Raw genomic sequence first — 18,193 nt, 5'->3', positions numbered from 1 at the left:
TAACTTCCTTACAAAGGGCCTGTTTACAAGGTAAATACAATGCAGAGTGTGGCAAAAATGCCACACCTAAAATCCTGCCAAATACGTCTAGTCTACTGTTTGGCGTATTTCAGAGCCTGATCAGGTATTATTTGGCGAATTTTACTTCCAACCCGACGCACCAGGAACAGACGATTGAGGCACCGCTTGAATTTTCAGGAGTGGGGCTGCATTCGGGGGCTCCGGTGATGATGCGGCTGTTGCCGGCTCCAGCGGGCTCGGGCATCGTGTTTCGGCGGACAGATCTGGACAACTTCGAGATTCCTGCCACGGGGCGGAATGTTGCGAAGGTCAGTTACGCGACCAGCCTCATGCGGCAGGGTGTGTTGATCTCGACGACTGAGCATCTGTTGTCGGCGCTGATAGGCATGGGCGTGGACAACGTCATTGTCGAGTTGGACAACCTGGAGCTGCCTATCCTGGATGGTTCGGCGCTGCCGTATGTGGCGGCTTTTCAGTCGGTTGGAATTCGCGTACAGCGGCGGCGGCGGGAGTACATTCGCGTGCTTCGTCCGGTTGAGGTGCGTGAGGGCGAAAAGTTTATCGGTGTGTATCCCGGCGACGGCTACAGCATTACTTACGATATTGATTTTCCTGCGCCGATTGGGTGCGACAGTTTTTCTGTGGATCTTGAGACTGAGACCTACGGTGCGGAAATCGCTTCGGCGCGGACTTTTGGCTACAAGGCGGACGAGGAGAAGCTGCGTAACATGGGGCTGATTCGCGGGGCTGGGCCGGAGAACGCGATCATCCTGACGCCGAAGGGGCCGGAAAATGGACCACTGCGTTATCCGGACGAGTACGTGCGACACAAGGTGCTGGACCTGATTGGCGACCTGGCGCTGGCGGGCAAGCGGATCCAGGGCAAGGTATATGCCATGCGCGCTGGACATGCGATGCATACGGCGCTGGTTTCGCGGCTGATCAAGGATCGCTCGGCATGGGAGCTGGCACATGCTCCGGTAACGAAGCCTGAGGTTGAGGCTGCTGGCGGGGTTGTCGGCAATCCGGCTTTTGCGGGTATTTAGAACTAGATTATTAGAGCTGGCAGAGCGTCACGAATATAGATCGGGATGGTGTGGATCGCCTGTATCCCGGCTCTCGTCCTCATTTTCAAGGGCATCCAGATTTGGAACGTCGATATCTTCTTCCTGCAGTACATCGCGCGTTAGGTCTTCGAACGTGGTGGTTTTACCGGGGGCGAAGCGGACGTTGAGGTTGGAGATGGCGCTGTGGCTGATATAGAAATTTTCGCTGGGGATTGTCTTCCAATAGTTCTCTGACGTCACGATTTCGCCGCTTTCTTCCTGGGCCTTGCGGTAGGCGTGCAGGTCGAAACGATCTACGTTGCGGAGAAGGATGCCGCTTAGCTTGCCGTCGGGGTCGATGAAGTAATCCTCGACGCGGCCGCGATAGAGATGGCCGTCGTTTTGCAGGACATCGGCGACGACCAGGACGCGATCTTTCTTTGGCCAATTGAAGTCGGTGAGCAGTACATGCCATTCGGAGATATTGGGCAGAATGAATTTGCGGGTGACCCAGTTGTAGGCGGCTGCGAATCGGCGGTGACGGCTTCGGCCTGCTTTGCTCTGCCAATCGCCGTATTTACTGGCGGAGAGGCCGAAGATCAGTCCTTCGGCGAAGATCGCAATGTAATACCAACTGAGAAAGCGAGCCTGTCGACGCAGGACACGATCGACAGAGTGCCAGTAGTGATTTCTTGCGGGGCAGGGTTCGGGTTGCTGTCCGCAACCGAGCAGCTTGGATAAGTCGGAGGTTACGAGTAGTTCAGATGCGTGGTGGTAGTCGATGCGGCGCTCAGTGTAGGTGCCCTCCCTGATCTGAAAAGGGTGATGCCGCATGACGGGGAAGAACCAGACTCCGGCGAGCGCAAATGCGAAGGGAAGGAGCGCAACGGCGACGGCAAAGGTCGCTTCCTGACTGCGGGTGCGTTGGAAGGATTTGAGCTTGACGGAGGAAAAGGAGGTGGCGAAGCGGAAGAGCGCGCCGGGAATGAGGATATAGAAGACGAGAAAGCAGGTGGTGACGAGCGCGATCATCGCCTGGGAGCCTCAGCCTTAGAGCGAGGCGCCGATGGCTTCGGCAGTCTCAATGGCTTTCACTGCACGGGACAGGCGGATGCGCCGACCGTCCGGGACGCGAAGTACATAGGTGCCGGTGGTGCTGAGCGCATGCTCGATGTCGCTCTTGCGGGCGCGGATGATCCGGCGGAGGTCGTTGCGCAGATCGTTTTCCGGCGAGCTTTGGCGTAAGGAATCGGAGAGTTTTTTGAGATCGACGACCAATGGATGCCCGTTTCCAGGCCGCTTTTTTCGCAGTATTTGCGAGGAAAGCGGCCTGATTTTCATTATGCGCCTGGAACGGGGAATTATCCACAGGGGGTATCGCATTCGCCACTTGTTCGCCTGAAGGATTTCGGCATCGAAAACTTCGGGACCTAGAACTTCCGGACCGAGAACTTCAGGGTCGAAATTAGATGAACACGATGCACATGGGAACTTTGGCCGGGGTGTTTTTGCCCTGAGCGCTCAGTTCGCCGGTTTTAGGATTACGTGCAAAGACGCTGAGGTTGCTGGAGCCTTGATTGGCTACGAGCATCCAGCGTTCCGTGGGATCGAGGGTGAAGTTCCGTGGGGTTTTGCCGCCGGATGGGATGCGCGAATTTCTGCTGAACTCGGTGAGTTTGCCGGTGGCCTGATCGACGTGAAAGCCGATGATGAAGTCTTCGCCGCGATTGGCGAAGTAGGCAAAACGACCGTCGCGGGTGAGGACGGCGTCGCAGCCGGTATTGGTGACTCCCGCGGGCGGCTTGTCATTCGCGGTGAGCAGGCTGACTACCTGGATGGGGCTCAGGCTGCCATCGGTCGTGTTCCATTTCAGGACGGTGACGGTGGAGTTGAGTTCGTTGACGCAGTAAGCGATTTTGCCGTTGACCGGGCCATCTCCGGTTAGGAAGTGCAGTGTGCGTGGGCCAACGCCGGGTTGAGCATGGAAAGTGCCGGCAGGGGTGAGCTGCGCGGTCAATGGGTCGAGCTTGTAGATGTGGATCACGTCGCTGCCGAGGTCGTTGATGTAGGCGAAGCGGTTGTCGGGCGAGACGGAGGCGAAGTGAGCGTGGGCCTGCTCCTGGCGATCGGCGACTGGGCCGTGACCGGGATAGCCGGTGTAGTGTTCGCTGACCACGGCATTGCTGAGCTTGCCGTCGGTGGTGAGGTAGGTGCCAGCGCTGCCGCCGGAGTAGTCCGCTGCGATGACGACGTGGCCGCTGTGATCGGTGGTGAGATGGCAGGTTCCTGCGCCGACGGAGGGCACGATGGAAATCTGGCTCAGCTTGCCTTCGCCCTGATTTGCGGGCAGCTTGAAGCTGGCGATGGCGCCGGTACGTTTGCCTTGATATTCGTCGAGTTCGCAGGCGACATAGAGATAGCGCTTGTCGGGCGAAACGTCGATCCAGGTGGAGTGCGAGACGACGCCTGCGATGCCTTCGGGCTCAAGGTTGCCGGTTGCGGCGTCCCATCGGAAGGATAGGATGCCTTCGCCACCGCTGCCGACGAGGATGCGTTTTGAGGCATGTGTGGATGGTTGGGCGGCTAGCAGGCCCGACTTCATCGTGAGTGAGAGAGCGGCCGATCCCAGAACGGAGTGGCGGACGAAGTTGCGACGGGTCAAGTTTGCCATATCGCAAACGATTGTCGTTGATTGGGGGCAATATGCGCCAGAGGCGAATAGCCGATGCCGATGTAGGGCGGACGACGTAGGGGCAGAGCAGGGGTAGAGTCAAGGCAGATTGAGCGCCAATCTCATCGGATTCTGTCCGCACGGGCACCTGGTATGCGGTCCGGCTACACTCAAGACAGGGTGGCTGGCGTTGGCGCTGATCAATAGTTTTGTACGAATTCCGTTTCTGGTGCTGCGGCAGATGGTGCTGCCACTGCCACGCATGGGTGTGCTGGAGACGGACGTAATTCCGATGCGTGTCTGGCCGAACAATATCGATTTCAACCTGCATTTGAATAACGGCAGCTATCTTAGCGTGATGGATTATGGACGGCTTCATCTGCTGGCGCGAGCCGGAGTGCTGAAGCCGATTCTGAAGGCGCGCTGGGCTCCTGTGGTGGGTGCTGTGTGGATGACCTACCGGCGTTCGCTGCCGCTGTTTGGCCGGTTTGAACTGGCGACGCGGCTGGTTTGCTGGGATGAGCGCTGGTTCTACATGGAACAGGTCTTTACGGGCGATGCGGGGTTGGTGGCCATCGGTTGGGTTAAAGGCGCATTGCTGAAGGGTTCTGTTACGGTTGCTCCGCAACAGGTGATGGAGCTGGTGCAGCCGGGAATTATGAGTCCTCCGTTGCCGGAGTCGATTCAAATATGGAACGAGCTGACGCGAGAGAAGCTGGATGGCGTGCGTTAGTTTGAGGATGAGGTTGGCATGATTCAGTACTTGTACCTGGGGCGCATTGGATACGATGAGGCGCTGGCACTACAGCAGGAGATCGTGGAGCTGCGCTACCAGGGGCGCGTGGATAATGTGCTGCTGCTGCTGGAGCATCCGCCGGTGCTGACGCTGGGGCGCAACGCGGGCCGGGCCAATGTGCTGGCCACGGATGAGATGCTGGCGCGGAAGGGTGTGACCATCCACGAAACCAAGCGCGGCGGCGACGTGACGTATCACGGACCGGGACAGTTGGTGGGATATCCCATATTTGATTTGCGCAGTCTGACCAACTCCAGTGGAGGACGGCTGGGGCCGGTGGATCATGTGCGAAAGATTGAAGAGGCACTGATCCGGCTGTGCGCCGGGTACGGTGTGCTGACCGGCAGGGTTGCGGGTCGGACTGGAGTGTGGACAAATCCGACGGTTGCCGGAGAGCAAGTTACTGGAAGACAGGCTGCTGGGGAAAAGAAAGTTGGCGCGATCGGAGTGCATGTTTCGCGAGGGATTACTTCGCACGGCTTTGCGCTGAATGTTACGACGGATCTGCGGGATTTTCAGTGGATTGTTCCCTGCGGCATTGCGGATCGCGAGGTGACCAGCCTGGAGCTGGAGGTGGCCGATCCGGCGAGCCTGCCAACGCTGGAAGGCGTGGCAGATGCTGCGGCGCGGCAGTTTGGCCTTGTGTATGGGGAGCAGGTTTTAGCGGTCGATAGCCTGGATGCGCTTCGCGGCAATCTTCGGCCGGGTACCCGGCAGGTTGGGGTGCCGCTGGCCGTGCCGGCTGAGGTTGAGCGCCTTCGCCGTCTCACTGAGAAGGACGGCGGAGCCACTGAGAAGCCAGTTGAGGCATGAGGGCCAGCATCTGCGACATGTAGGCCTATATAATCCGACTGGCAAGCGGACGCGGTACAGCGTCTCGCAATGCGGAAAAGCCTAGAACTACACAAGATCAGGACCAGATTTGGCGAGGATTGAACCATGGCAACCGAAGTAATCATGCCCCAGATGGGCGAGTCGATTTTTGAAGGCACGATCACCAAGTGGCTGAAGAAGGTGGGCGACACGGTCCAGAAGGACGAGCCCCTGTTCGAGATTTCGACCGATAAAGTGGATGCCGAGATTCCTTCGCCTGTGGCTGGGACGCTGACCGAGATCAAGGTGGTCGAGGGAACGACGGTTCAGATCAATACGGTGGTTGCTTTGGTTGGCGAGACGGGAGAAGCCACTTCTGCAGCCAGCAAGGAGGCGCCAAAGGCAGATGCAAACGCCGCGGCTACTGCGCCTGTGGCGAAGAAAACTGCCGCCGACGGAGCAGCTGCAAGCGCTGATTCGGATGCGCTTGCCAAGGCAAAGACAGATGCCTCCGAAAAGCCCGCTGCGGGTGCCGTAACTGGCGGAACCGACGTAGTGATGCCGCAGATGGGCGAGTCGATTTTTGAAGGCACGATCACCAAGTGGCTGAAGAAGGTGGGCGACGCGGTCCAGAAGGACGAGCCTCTGTTCGAGATCTCGACCGACAAAGTCGATGCTGAAATTCCTGCACCAATCGCTGGAAAGTTGAGCGAGATCAAGGTTCCCGAGGGTACGACAGTGCAGATCAATACGGTTGTCGCCGTGATTGGCGGAAGTGCTTCCGGTGCTGCTGCAAGTGCGCCGGCTGCCGCTGTCGCAGCGGTCAGCGCTCCTGCTGCGGTGGCTTCCGCTACGGCGAATCCCAGTGCAGGCACGACGGATAAGCTGCGTTCGTCGCCGCTGGTGCGCCGCATCGCCAAGGATAACAATCTCGACCTACGGCAGATTGCGGGAACGGGCACGGGTGGACGAATCACGAAGGACGATACGCTGAAGTTCCTGGCGACGAATGGCGCGGGCTCCACTGCTCCTGCTGCATCGGCTCCTGTTGCATCGACTCCATCGATTCCGGCTGTTGCACAGGCTCCTGCTGCTGTAGCTGCGACGGCTGCTACGCCTGCTCAGGCGAAGGCTCCTGCTGTTGCCGCGCCGGTTGCCACTCCTGTTTCGGAACCGCTTTCCGGTGAGCTTGTGCCGCTTAGCAAGATGCGTTCAATCATTGCTCAGCGCATGGTTGAGAGCGCGCACACCAGTCCGCATGTTCACACCGTCTTCAAGGTGGATATGACGCGCATCGCAAAGCTGCGCGAAAAGGAAAAGGGCAAGTACGAGCAGCGCAATGGAGTAAAGCTGACCTACATGCCGTTCATTGCTGCTGCTGCTGTGCAGACGCTGCGCAAATTCCCAATCGTGAATGCTTCTCTGGAGACAAGCGATGCTGGCATGGGGATTCGATACCACAAGAACATCAACCTTGGCATCGCGGTCGCGCTGGAGTGGGGACTGATTGTTCCGGTGATCAAGCAGGCTGAGGAGCGCAGCTTCCTGGGGCTGGCGCGCGCTGTCGCCGATCTTGCTGAGCGAGCACGCGGCAAGAAGCTGAAGCCAGATGAGGTCTCAGGCTCGACGTTTACGCTGACCAACTCCGGCATCTTCGGCGAAGAGTTTGGCACACCGATCATCAACCAGCCGGACTCGGCGATCCTGGCGATTGGCGGTTTGAAAAAAGAGCCGATCGTGATCACGGATGCTGAGGGCAATGACACGATTGCGATTCGCTGGACGCAGAACTTCTGCTTGGGCTTTGATCATCGGACTATCGATGGCGCGGACGCCGGGAAGTTCATGGCGGAGTTCAAGAAGACGCTGGAGAACTGGTCGGGAGACATCTCTTAAACAAGCAACCAGACAGCAACAATAAGAGCCACCCGATAGGGTGGCTCTTATTGTTTGCACTGGATTGAGTTAGAGTGCTTCTTATGAATCTCCGCAGCCTATCCTATGTCATTCTCACGAGTCTCCTCATCTCAAACCCGGTTATAGGCCAACGAAAACCGGTGCATGCTCTCCATTGGGATTTTCATCATTCCCAGGAGTTGACTGGCGAAAACTCGATCCAAAAAGCTCATGACTTAACTCCTACTGATCGGGCGGCTCTGATCACCTTTCTGGAGGCAGCTATGCGCCCTTTGATGGGGAATTCAGAAGATGAGATCCAATCCGCCTCAGAGCTGCGCCACGTAGCAGAGGAAACTCGCCTTCGCCTTGTCGATTTGAATGGTGATGGGAAGCCGGAGATTATCCTTCAGGCGATGGGGCTCAAGGCCGGATGCGGAGCCACGGGCAACTGCTCTATCTGGGTCTTGGAAAGGACAGCTACTGGATATAGCCAGCTAGTTCAGGGCAGTACTTTTAAGGTACAGACATTTACGGTGCAGGGTGAACAGACAAACGGCTATAAGGATCTTGTACTTGGAATGCATGGCTCGGCTTCGGAACAGACGCTATTTCTATTGCGCTATAAAGATGGGAAATATTATCGAAGCGGTTGCTACGATGCGAACTGGGAGATTGTCTCTGAAGATTCAATCCAACAGCTGAAGGCACCCAAGATTACGCCATGCGGGCATTAATCAAAAAATCACGTCGTGGTTTGCCGATACGAAACGATTTGCGAATCCTTTCGTATCGGCAACTTCAGTACATTGAATCGAAAGACTATTCCTTCACAAGCTCTGTCGGCGATATCGATCCGCACTTGGCGCAGGTCAGTGTTGCCTTGCCGTCTGAGGTATGTGTCAAAGTCATATCAACGATATCGGTCGGGTCGGGTTGATCTTCCGAAGCTGGTGGGTCGCTTTTGAGATGTGGCTTAAGAATTCGCCTGACTTGAAAGGCGAGAGCGTTGCCTTCGAGATGCGGATTAACTACAGTACGCGGCTCGGTGCCGATATGCTCGTTGGTCTGGCGCTTGTAGATGTCGAAGACGATGGTTCCGATGAGCGCGCCGTTATCGTCTGCCAGGGTGATAGTGACGCCGGGTTTGTTGGCTTCTTTAACAGCCCATACGCCGGTCCAGGAATGTGCTGTCGCTTTAGCTTCCGATGAAGCTGTGTTGTTAGGCTGTGCCGCGACGCTCGTTGCCAGCGTTGCGGCAATGCATGCGATGAATAGAGTGTTTTTCATTTCATTCCTCCTTTTGCGTTATGTTGCTTACTGTTGCTTGGCGAGTGTGGTGGCGGCGAGTGTGCCGCCGAGGCCCATGGTTTCTATGGCGCTGGAGGGCACGATGACCATCGCACCTTTTTCGCGAATGGCTTCGTAGAGCATGTTCATGCCGCGCAGATGAAGTGCGCCGGGGTTGTCGTTGTAGACGCGGCTGGCCTCGGCGAATTGTTCTGATACCTGCACCTCGGCCTCGCCGAGAATGATGCGGGCCTGGCGTTCGCGCTCGGCCTGGGCCTGCTGCGACATGGAGTTCTCAAGCGCTTGTGGAATGCGGACATCGCGTATCTCGACGGACTGAACGGTGATGCCCCAGGGGGTGGTCTTCTCATCGAGAATTTTCTGCAGTTCGCGGCCGAGGGTTTCGCGTTCGGTGATCATTTGCGCGAGTTGGTGGCGACCAATCGATTCGCGTAGCGCGGTTTGAGAACTGAGAGTTATGGCCTGGATGAAGTCTTCTACTTCGAGAATGGATTTTTCAGCATTCCATACAAGCCAGAAGAGGATGGCATCGACGCTGACCGGTACAGTGTCACGTGTGAGCGTAGACTCGGCGCTGACGGTGGTGACGCGTACGCGCTGATCCACGTAGCGCGACAGTGTATCGATGACGGGGACGATGAGAAAGACGCCTGGGCCGCGCAATCCGCGATAACGGCCGAAGCGCAGGATGGCGACTTTTTCCCACTGGTCAACGACCTTAATCGCAAAGAGGAAATACGCTCCGAGGAGGGCGCCAGGCACAGCAATCGCGGCTGTATTGCTCAACGCTGCGGCCACTGCGCCCGCGAGAATGCAGAGTAGACAAACGGTGATTCCGACTGAGCTGAAGTGTTTGTTGATCGGCATGGTTACTTCCTCCTTGAATCGGTTTTGGATTCGCGCTTTGATTTGCCCTTTGATTATTCCGGTCTGAGTTCGCGCAGGGCTTTGATGAGTTGTTTGACGGTGAAGCCTGCGGCTCCTGCACGGGATGCGAACTCATCTACCAATTGCGTGAGCATGCGTTCGCGCTCGGCGTCAGAGTATTGGGAACGCCTGTCATCCTTGTCGGCAATGAACGTGCCGGTGCCTTGCTGCGTGTCGAGGGTGCCGCGAATCTCCATCTCTCGATAGGCGCGCAGGACAGTATTTGGATTGATAGCGAGATCGACGGCGACCTGACGAACGGTAGGCAACTGATCGCCGGAAGCGAGGGCGCCGGAAGAGATGGCTCCCTGAACCTGATCTATGAGCTGGCGGTAGACAGGGACGCCGCTATGGGCATCGAGTCGGAAGGCGAATGCAGCCGCATCGAATCTGGCGCTCTTTTTCATGGGTTTCATAATGTACTAGTCTACTAATACATTGCAATAGTTATTTTCAAAATATTATCTGTCCTTAAATCGCGAAAGACCGACAGAGATTGCGAAAGATGGATTGGCGCAGCAGGCCAGATGATTTGGGAAGAGAATATGATTGCTGTCTAACGGAGGGGGATTGAGTGACTGAGACTGTGGCTGAATCAAAATTGAAAGCAGCTTTTGGAGAGTTGCAGGAGATTCTTGGGGAGCGGGTGAGCGAAGCCCTGGTGGTTCGGGAGCATCACAGTCACGGGGAAAGTACGCATCCGCCGGGAGTGCCGGATTTCGTGTGTTTTCCGCAGAGCACGGACGAGGTGCGCCGGATTGTGCTGGTAAGCGTAAAGCATCATTTGCCGGTTGTTCCATTTGGAGCGGGGACTTCGCTGGAGGGTCATGTTCATGCGCTGCGTGGGGGAATCTGCGTGGATATGCGGCAGATGAATCGCGTGCTGCGCATCAGTGCGGAGGATATGGATGCGACGGTGGAGGCTGGTGTGAGCCGCAAGCAGTTGCAAAAGACATTGGAGAATACTGGCCTGACATTTTTTATCGATCCGGGTGCGGATGCGACGCTGGGCGGTATGACGGCAACGCGTGCTTCGGGAACGACCGCGGTGCGTTATGGAACGATGCGCGAAAACGTGCTTGGGCTGACGGTGGTGCTGGCGGATGGGCGCGTGATTCATACCGGGACCCGGGCTCGCAAGTCGAGTGCGGGATATGACCTGACGCGGTTGTTTGTCGGCTCTGAGGGGACGCTTGGGGTGATCACGGAAGTGACGCTGCGTTTACATGCGCAGCCGGAGGCGGTGACGGCTGCGATCTGCGCATTCAGCACGATTGAGGGCGCGGTGAGGACGGTGATTGAGGTGATTCAACTTGGGGTGAGCGTGGCTCGGATTGAGTTCATGGACGATCACCAGGTGGATGCGGTGAATCGCTATTCGGGATTGAATCTCGCGTTGAAGCCGACTCTGCTGTTTGAGTTTCACGGAGTGAGTGAGGCGAGTGTGGCAGAGGCGGCACGGATGGCTGAGACGCTTTCGCTGGAACATGGCGGCCAGGGTTTTGCATGGCAGACGACGCTGGCTGAGCGCGATCGATTGTGGAAGGCGCGGCACGATGTGTACTATGCGACGGGCGCGTTGCGGCCGGGTTCGAGTGTGCTGACGACGGATGTTTGTGTGCCGATTTCGCGGCTGGCGGAGTGCATTGTGGCGACGCGGGCGGAGTTGGATCAGGCTAGTTTTCCGGCGGTGATGGTGGGGCATGTGGGAGATGGGAACTTTCATGTGCAGTGCCTGCTGGGGCCGGATCAGGTGGCCGAGGCGGATGCTTTTGCAGCGCGCCTGGTGGATCGGGCACAGGCGATGGGCGGGACATGCACGGGTGAGCATGGTGTTGGTTCGGGGAAGAAAAAGTATCTCAAGGCCGAGCATGGTGAGGCTCTGGAAGTGATGCGTGATTTGAAGAGGATGTTCGATCCGGAGAATCGTATGAATCCGGGGAAGGTTGTGGATTTGGATTAGGGGCTGGAGGAAGCAGATTCCCTGCCGACAGATAGAACGGCAAGGCAACAGCAAGGGCTAACAGCAGATTCCCTTCGTGAATGACAGGCAGAACTGCAAGGGCAAGAGCAACTGCAACTGCGAGGGCAAAAGCCAGGCCCATCCTGTGTCTTCGAGTACGATAAGGGGTGGATTTTCGAATGCAGAGACGCCCCTGTTGGGTGGAAATTTCTACCCGCGCTTTTGAACATAACTACCGGCTCCTGACGTCGACTCTTGTTGATCGCGGAGACGAGCCAGGTTTGCCTGTTGAGCTGCTTGCTATTGTGAAGGCGGATGCCTATGGGCATGGGCTCCGGCTGTGCGCTCCTGCGGCTGTGCGGGCTGGGGCGCGATGGCTGGGTGTGACCAGTGTCGAAGAAGGAGTGGCGGCGCGGTCTGCCTGTTCCGGAGAGACGGGTTCGCCAGGGACGGATTCGCCAGAGATTCTGGTGATTAGTGGAGTGTTCCCAGGTCAGGGTGCTGCGGTCATCGAGCATCGTTTGACTGCGGTGGTTTGGGATGCCTGGCAACTGGATGAACTGGAGGTTGCGGCGCGTGCGGTGGGTTGTGACGCCGGGTCGGTAGCGGTGCATCTCGAACTGGATACGGGGATGAACAGGCAGGGGGTTGCGGCTGCCGATTTGAAAGAAATTCTAGCCCGGTTCGATGCAGAAAGCCCGTTGCGAATGGATGGGCTGATGACGCACCTCTATGCCGCAGACGAGAGCGACGGAGTGGCTACGCATGAGCAGTTTGAGCGGCTGGAGGAGGCTGTGAGGCTGGTTCATGCTGCAGCAGGAAGGCAGCCGATCTGGCTGCATGTTGGGAACTCGGCGGCGGTGCTGGCAGGAGAGGTTCCGCTGGCGCTGCAGAGACTTTGTTCGGATTTTGGGATGAAGCCGTTGATGCGGCCGGGGCTGGCGCTTTACGGTCTGGCACCGGAGTTCAGTCCTGACGAGCCGGAAAGGGTTGGCGCCTTGCGAAATCAGCTCCAGCCGGTGCTTGCCTGGAAGACGCGCGTGGCGAGTGTTCGCGAGGTTTCTGCGGGGCAGGCTGTGGGTTACAACGGGACGTTTGTGGCCACCGAGCCGATGCGGCTGGCACTGTTGGCGGTGGGCTATGCGGATGGGCTGAAGCGGGCGCTTTCGAATCGCGGCTCGGTGCTCGTTCGAGGAGAGCGTGCTCCGATTGTGGGCCGAATTTCAATGGATCAGACGATGGTGGATGTTACGGGAATTGCCGGGATTCAGCCGGGCGATGAGGTGGTGTTGCTGGGGCGGCAGGGCGGGGAATGGATTGCTGCTGAGGAACATGCGGCGTTGGCTGGAACTATCTCGTGGGAGATTTTTACTTCGATTACGGAGCGAGTGGAGCGGCGGTTTGTTTTGAATGGGTAGGAAGGTGCTTTCTTTGTCGCTTTTGCTTCCATGCTGGCTGGGATATGTGTGCTGGGTAGTATTGGGTGAAGCAGATTCCCTTCGGGAATGACAGCTAGAACTGCAAGGGCAACTGCAAAGACAGGAACAACTGCAAACGCAAGAACAACGGCAAGGGTAAGTGCAACGGCAAAAGGCTGCGGGAGATTTGTTTTAGGGGTGGGCTGGTTTTTCTGGCAGGACGGCGTTGACGAAGCGGTCTGGGACGTGGAATTTGTGAAGGGCGCGGGCGAACTCCGGCGAGAACTCGAGTAAGAGGTTGCGAGCGGCGAAGTCTGAGACCTCAATGGCGGCGCGTTGATAGGCGTGGGTGGTGTCGTTGAATCCATCGGGCATGTATGCCATGGTGACGAATCCTGCGGCTGCTGAACCGGCGAGATTGCTTACGGCAAAGGTGCGATGGCCGGAGTCGGAGCGATCTACCAGCGTGAAGATGAGAGCGTGCATGGAACGCCTGGCGTAGTTGGTGCTGAGGCTCGGATAGTAGCGGGGATCTTCGCGAAGGAGCGCCGCGGTCGCGAAGTGGGTGATACCGCCGGTGGCGTGACGTCCGAATTCTGCACCGTAGTTGCGACCGAAGGCACCGCCTCCGTCGCTCCATTCACGAGGATAGTGGCTTGGCGGGTCGGCCATGATGATTCCGGATTCATACGCAGGAACGATGAAGGCAGTGGGGCCAAAGCTGATCTTGGCCTGCAGACATACGCGTTCCTTGAACGTGATGCGGCCGGTGGGCTGATAGGGCGCGTAGATTTGCTCGGGGTCGGCTGCTGGCGGATTATTTGGCGAGGCATTTGGCGAGGTTAGAGAAACGGTCAGGGAGGCGCTCTGGGGCTGGGGAGCGTCCGGTACGTTTGCGGCCAGTAGCTGAGCCGGTGCGCTGCTCTGGGCAAAGGCCGTGCCGGGCAGGCAGAAGATAGACAGGCTGGAGGAGACAACCAGGATCGCCAGAATAAGTGGGGTTAACTGGGTGACGCTGCGATGCTCGCTCATGAACCGACTCTTTCCTGGTTACAAAATTCTGATGTGGCAACTAATCACAACGGGGCGACGGGTTATTGATCGCTTTCTCCATGATGCGTAAAATCAGCATGTTTGAATGGTCTGAATGAGACAGGGATGTTAGAGCATTTCTCCTATTGCAATGCACCATCCGGGACTCGCGAAGTGTGGCTTTTCCTGGTGAAAAGCCACACGATAAGTCGCGGCGAAGAATATATCGATAGGAGAAATGCTCGAGAGCTGCGGAGAAGATCGCAGGGGTGCAGCAGATGTAGGATATACTCCGAAAGCGGTCACCACGGGAGGAATTTGGATGTTCAAAGGCATTGGAAAGCAATGGTTGAAGAGGCTCGCGGGAGTGTCGGTCGTTACCGTGATGATGTTAATGATCGGCTCGGGAGTTATGGCGCAGGCCCAGGCTGGCGCTACGGTGCTGACGGCTGCCGAGGCCAGCAAGTTACTACCTGCGTCGGTGTATTTTCGCGGGCAGTCTGCGACGACTCAGTTGCGTAACTCGGGCGGAGTGAAGTTCGGCGATGGCATGTTGGTGCTGGCTACCGTGGTAGATACGAGCGGATATGCTACCGACGTGAAGGAGAAGTATCAGTCCTACTTCATTACCGAGGTTCCTTTGAAGATAGAGGGACAGACACTGCCTGCTGGAATTTATGGCGTAGGTTTTATTGCGAATGATAAGTTCGTTGTGCTGGATGTGGGTGCGCATGACTTACTGGCGGTAGGCGCTCATAAGGATGCGGATCTGAAGCGTCCAATGCCGCTGAAAATAACTGCGGCTGCTGACGGATTTCGGCTCTACATGGGGCGGAGTTACATCACGTTTTCTAAGTAGGCAGAAGTTATAGAGTCATTTGCGAGTACGGACTGAACTGGGTACGGACTGAAAACAAAAATCCCCGGCGGCCAATCTGGTTGCCGGGGATTTTGTTTTTTTAGCAGGTTTTCAGGCAGGGTCGCTGGTGAACCAATGAACGCCGGCGCCAGCGAGCGGCGCTTCATCCATAAGGGCGGAGATTACGATCTCTGCCTTGATGCCTGCATTCAGGACTTTGCGTGTGGCGGGGAGGAAAAGCTGCGAAGCCCGGGCGATTCCGCCGCCGAGAACGATGACATCGGGAGCGAAGGTCGAGGCATGTTGGTTGAGCGCGAGGCCAAGATGGCGTCCGAAGTCGAGGAATGCCTGGCGGGCGCGGCAGTGGGCATCATTGGGGTCGGGCTTGGTGGTGTGATCGATTTCGGGGCAGGGCTGATCTCCCTGTGCGGTGTCGGCGATGACTGAGACCTCGGCATCGAGGCCGGTGAGAGTCTGGTACAGGCTGCGAAGGAAGCGAGTCGAGACGAAGTCCTCGACAGTGGCTCCGTTGTAGGGAGCATTCCACATTTCGCCGCCGGGCGGTACGCCTGCGCCGGAGGTGACGATGTGGCCATCGACTGCGAAGGCGGCCCCGATGCCGGTGCCGAGGGTGAGCCCGATGGCGCGTGAGAAGCCTTTGGCTGCGCCTGCGCCCACTTCGCCGAGAAGGAAGGCGGCAGCATCGTTGACGAAGCGGACCTGGTCGGGCTTCCAGTCGAAACGAGTGGCGAGGGCGGATTTGAGATCGACTTCGAAGAGGGAATGCAGCTTGTGTTGGATGTGGCTGATGCCGTTCTCGTAATCGAAAGGACCGGGCATGGCGAGGCAGGCTCCGGCGATGGGAATTTGCAAGGGTCCGGCAATTTTTGAGGCGAGTTGGGCAGCGTGTTCGCCGAGAGTGTGGATGAGGCGGCCGAAAGACGCAACGGAGAACTCGGCGGGGAGTGGAGCACGGGTCAGACCGTGGAGGGCGTAGGTATCTTCACTACAAAGAGCGGCTGAGATGTGGCTGCCACCGACGTCGTATACGAGAACATGTTGCGGGATGATTTTGGGCATAAGGACACCGGTCCGATAATCGGGACGCAATCGGGACGAGTCCAGTTTTATCACAGGGGGCAGTGTTGCGGGCCAGTGCCGGGGATCAGTGTTGGATGGGGACGAGCGCGGTAAGGGCGTCTGCCACGCGGGAGATGAGTTCAGTCCAGTCGTTCGGTGAGGATTGGCGAAAGAGACGCGCGGTGGGGTACCAGGGAGTGTCGAGCCGGTCCTGCATCCAACGCCAGTCGGATTGCCACGGCAGCAGGAGCCAGAGGGGTTTACCGAGCGCTCCGGTGAGATGGGCTACCGCGGTATCTGTGGAGATGACGAGGTCTAGATTCTGAATGAGCGCGGCGGTGTCGGCCAGGTCGTCATCCATTGCGGAGGCGTCCGCCAGCGAGCAGTCTTCGGGCAGGATGGCTATCTGTGCTGAAGCGTTCTTTTGCAGGGAGAACCAGCGGATGTTTGGCAGTCGAAGTAAGAAAAGGAATGTTGTGAGCTGGGTGGAGCGTTCCTGGTCGGCGCGGTAATTTGGGTTTCCCGCCCAGGCTAATCCAATGTTGAGAACTGCCGGGGCGTTGAGAACTGTTGGGGACAGGCTGAGTTTTTCTGCGCGTTCGCTGGCGAGCGTGGGATCGGCACGGATGTAGGGAATGTCGGCTGGAACGGTTTCGAGCGTGGTCCTGAAGATGGCCGGCAGACTCATGAGTGGGCAGTGATGGGCGAAGCCGGGGAATGGACTGCCGTGGGAGACGAGTTGACCGTCAAGCGACTCTGCGAGCGGCTTTAACAGGCGTGCCAGGGACGGTTGGACTTCGAGGATGATCCGTGCGCCGCGTCGAGCGATAAGCGGCATATAGCGAACGAACTGCAGTGTGTCGCCGAGGCCTTGCTCGCCGTAGATGAGGACGCGGCGGGATTCGAGGGGTAGATCGTGAAGCGGTTCTCCGTGCCAGCGTGGTTGAGCGAAGCGGCGGGGGGCGGGATGAACTTCGCGGAAGCTCCAGCGACTCTCGTAGGCGGGCCAGCCGTGGGCGTAGTTGCCCAGGCGTAGCTGGGTGAGGGCGAGATTGTAGCGGGCTCCGGGGTGATGGGGATCGCGGGCAGTTGCGGACTCGTGGGCTGCGAGCGCCTCGGTACAGCGGCCAAGACGCAGCAGGGCATTGCCGCGATTGGATGAGGCGGTTTTGTGGCGGAGCGATTCGGCTTGCTCGAAGGCGGTGATGGCCTGTTTTATCCAGGAATGCGGTTGACTTGCCGGTTGGGTGGAACTTTCGGCGAGTAGCAGGATGCCTCTGGAGTTGGCGGCTTCGGGATTGTTTGGATCGATGGCGTGGATGCGGTGCAGGATTTGTCTGGCTTCGGAGAACTGTAGCTGCTCGATGTGGAGATGACAGAAGGCGATCAGGATTTCAGAATTGTCCGGCTGCAGGTCTAGTGCTTTTTCGTAATGCTGGCGGGCTTCGGAGAAGCGCTTGCGGCTGCGCTGGAGGTTGCCCGCATTGATGTGGGCAGAGAGCAGTTTGGGGTCCGTCGCGCTGGCCTGACGATAACAAAGCTCAGCAAGCCCCGGCCTACCGTCGGCTATCAGCGAAACTCCCAGGTTGACCCACGCTGAGGCAAACGATGGCCGAAGAGTTACCGCGCGGCGATAGTGATGGACGGCCCGGGTTTGATCGCCAAGTTTGGCGTGGGCAAAGGCTGTGGCGAAATGCGATTCGGGATGCTCCGGGCTAATTGTCAACGATTGTTGAAAGCTGGCGAGAGCGGTGGAATAGTCTTCCGCGAGTGCGTGGAGGTTGCCGAGGCCGTAGTGGGCGGCAGCCAGGTTCGGCCGCTGATTGAGCGCTTTTTGGAAGTGGCTCAAGGCTTCGGTGGGACGCTTGGTGATGGTGAAAAGCTCGGCCAGTCCGATCAGGGCAGAGAGGTCGGCTGGGTTGAGTTGCAGTGCGTGGCGGAAGGCGGCTTCTGCCCGCGATAGTCTGCGAAGAGCAAACAGAGTATGGCCGATGTGCGTCCAGGCAATTGCCGATGCCGGGTCGATGATCAGGGCCGCCTGGGCCAGGCGAAGTGCGGGTTGGAGCTGGCCGCTTTGCCGCGCGATCAGGCTGAGGCCGAGTAGGGCGGGTTGATTTTGGGAGTCGATGGTCAGGATCTGGCGATAGGATTCGGCGGCCTTGAGCAGATCTCCTTGGACGTGGTGAACCTGGGCTTTCACGAGCGGGCTCTGAGGCGGCATGATGGCTGCGGCTGACATCGGCTTTTCCAGTTTGCAGGCGTGCGTGCCGGATCACTGGCTATGGCGAGAATTCCCGATGAGTTCTTTCCCGAGATGGACGGGGCGCGTTTCGCGTGCCGAAATGGAATGGGGTGCTTAG

At 58.0% G+C, this 18,193-nt stretch carries 17 protein-coding genes; 8 read left to right on the top strand and 9 right to left on the bottom strand.

Annotated elements, in window-relative coordinates; genetic code table 11:
- Positions 1-131 precede the first annotated feature (131 nt).
- Positions 132-1,067, top strand: a complete 936-nt coding sequence (gene lpxC, locus OHL19_RS01445; RefSeq protein ID WP_263355799.1) for a UDP-3-O-acyl-N-acetylglucosamine deacetylase — start codon at positions 132-134, stop codon at positions 1,065-1,067.
- A 27-nt stretch (positions 1,068-1,094) separates the two neighbouring features.
- Here the strand turns inward: lpxC and OHL19_RS01440 are convergent, their stop codons facing one another.
- The 3 genes from OHL19_RS01440 to OHL19_RS01430 form a co-directional block, all read right to left on the bottom strand.
- The gene (locus OHL19_RS01440) at positions 1,095-2,099 is read right to left on the bottom strand and encodes a hypothetical protein (protein WP_263355798.1); all 1,005 of its coding nucleotides are present in this window, start codon (positions 2,097-2,099) and stop codon (positions 1,095-1,097) included.
- A gap of 18 nt (positions 2,100-2,117) precedes the next feature.
- Positions 2,118-2,345 carry a hypothetical protein gene (locus OHL19_RS01435; protein ID WP_263355797.1) on the bottom strand — a complete coding sequence of 76 codons (228 nt, stop codon included), beginning with the start codon at positions 2,343-2,345 and terminating at the stop codon, positions 2,118-2,120.
- A 187-nt stretch (positions 2,346-2,532) separates the two neighbouring features.
- Positions 2,533-3,738, bottom strand: a complete 1,206-nt coding sequence (locus tag OHL19_RS01430) for a lactonase family protein (RefSeq protein WP_263355796.1) — start codon at positions 3,736-3,738, stop codon at positions 2,533-2,535.
- A 109-nt stretch (positions 3,739-3,847) separates the two neighbouring features.
- Here OHL19_RS01430 and OHL19_RS01425 point away from each other — a divergent pair, with 109 nt between their 5' ends.
- From OHL19_RS01425 to OHL19_RS01410, 4 genes are all read left to right on the top strand, one after another.
- The gene (locus tag OHL19_RS01425; protein WP_263355795.1) at positions 3,848-4,471 is read left to right on the top strand and encodes a thioesterase family protein; all 624 of its coding nucleotides are present in this window, start codon (positions 3,848-3,850) and stop codon (positions 4,469-4,471) included.
- Between the two features lie 18 nt (positions 4,472-4,489).
- Positions 4,490-5,347, top strand: a complete 858-nt coding sequence (lipB, locus tag OHL19_RS01420) for a lipoyl(octanoyl) transferase LipB (protein WP_263355794.1) — start codon at positions 4,490-4,492, stop codon at positions 5,345-5,347.
- 126 nt (positions 5,348-5,473) lie between these two features.
- A complete protein-coding gene (locus tag OHL19_RS01415; RefSeq protein ID WP_263355793.1) occupies positions 5,474-7,243 on the top strand; it encodes a 2-oxo acid dehydrogenase subunit E2 in 1,770 nt (589 codons plus the stop codon).
- An 83-nt stretch (positions 7,244-7,326) separates the two neighbouring features.
- A complete protein-coding gene (locus OHL19_RS01410) occupies positions 7,327-7,980 on the top strand; it encodes a hypothetical protein (protein ID WP_263355792.1) in 654 nt (217 codons plus the stop codon).
- A gap of 85 nt (positions 7,981-8,065) precedes the next feature.
- On the opposite strand, the gene OHL19_RS01405 is transcribed toward OHL19_RS01410, so the two are convergent.
- The 3 genes from OHL19_RS01405 to OHL19_RS01395 are packed head-to-tail and all read right to left on the bottom strand — an operon-like array spanning position 8,066 to position 9,897.
- Positions 8,066-8,533, bottom strand: a complete 468-nt coding sequence (locus OHL19_RS01405; RefSeq protein WP_263355791.1) for a hypothetical protein — start codon at positions 8,531-8,533, stop codon at positions 8,066-8,068.
- Positions 8,534-8,560: 27 nt separating this feature from the next.
- Entirely contained in the window at positions 8,561-9,421 is an 861-nt protein-coding gene (locus tag OHL19_RS01400) for a slipin family protein (RefSeq protein ID WP_263355790.1), read from the bottom strand.
- 53 nt (positions 9,422-9,474) lie between these two features.
- On the bottom strand, positions 9,475-9,897 hold the full coding sequence (locus OHL19_RS01395) for a GntR family transcriptional regulator (protein WP_263355789.1): 423 nt from the start codon (positions 9,895-9,897) through the stop codon (positions 9,475-9,477).
- Between the two features lie 158 nt (positions 9,898-10,055).
- Here OHL19_RS01395 and OHL19_RS01390 point away from each other — a divergent pair, with 158 nt between their 5' ends.
- Both OHL19_RS01390 and alr read left to right on the top strand, forming a co-directional pair.
- The gene (locus OHL19_RS01390; protein WP_263355788.1) at positions 10,056-11,444 is read left to right on the top strand and encodes an FAD-binding oxidoreductase; all 1,389 of its coding nucleotides are present in this window, start codon (positions 10,056-10,058) and stop codon (positions 11,442-11,444) included.
- Positions 11,445-11,644: 200 nt separating this feature from the next.
- A complete protein-coding gene (gene alr, locus OHL19_RS01385) occupies positions 11,645-12,862 on the top strand; it encodes an alanine racemase (RefSeq protein WP_263355787.1) in 1,218 nt (405 codons plus the stop codon).
- Positions 12,863-13,054: 192 nt separating this feature from the next.
- Here the strand turns inward: alr and OHL19_RS01380 are convergent, their stop codons facing one another.
- Positions 13,055-13,894, bottom strand: a complete 840-nt coding sequence (locus OHL19_RS01380) for a hypothetical protein (RefSeq protein ID WP_263355786.1) — start codon at positions 13,892-13,894, stop codon at positions 13,055-13,057.
- A gap of 322 nt (positions 13,895-14,216) precedes the next feature.
- On the opposite strand from OHL19_RS01380, the gene OHL19_RS01375 reads away from it, so the two are divergent.
- Positions 14,217-14,753, top strand: coding sequence for a hypothetical protein (locus OHL19_RS01375; protein WP_263355785.1), 537 nt, complete (start codon positions 14,217-14,219; stop codon positions 14,751-14,753).
- Positions 14,754-14,864: 111 nt separating this feature from the next.
- Here OHL19_RS01375 and OHL19_RS01370 read toward each other — a convergent pair whose 3' ends face one another.
- Positions 14,865-15,833, bottom strand: a complete 969-nt coding sequence (locus OHL19_RS01370; protein ID WP_263355784.1) for an ROK family protein — start codon at positions 15,831-15,833, stop codon at positions 14,865-14,867.
- 85 nt (positions 15,834-15,918) lie between these two features.
- Positions 15,919-18,072: a tetratricopeptide repeat protein gene (locus tag OHL19_RS01365; RefSeq protein WP_263355783.1), complete on the bottom strand. Its 2,154-nt coding sequence runs from the start codon at positions 18,070-18,072 to the stop codon at positions 15,919-15,921.
- Between the last annotated feature and the right edge of the window lie 121 nt (positions 18,073-18,193).

This window comes from Acidicapsa ligni, from assembly GCF_025685655.1.
Classification (GTDB): Bacteria; Acidobacteriota; Terriglobia; order Terriglobales; family Acidobacteriaceae; genus Acidicapsa; species Acidicapsa ligni.
The sequence above is the reverse complement of the archived record's forward strand: the minus strand, read 5'-3'. Positions and strand labels throughout refer to the sequence as shown.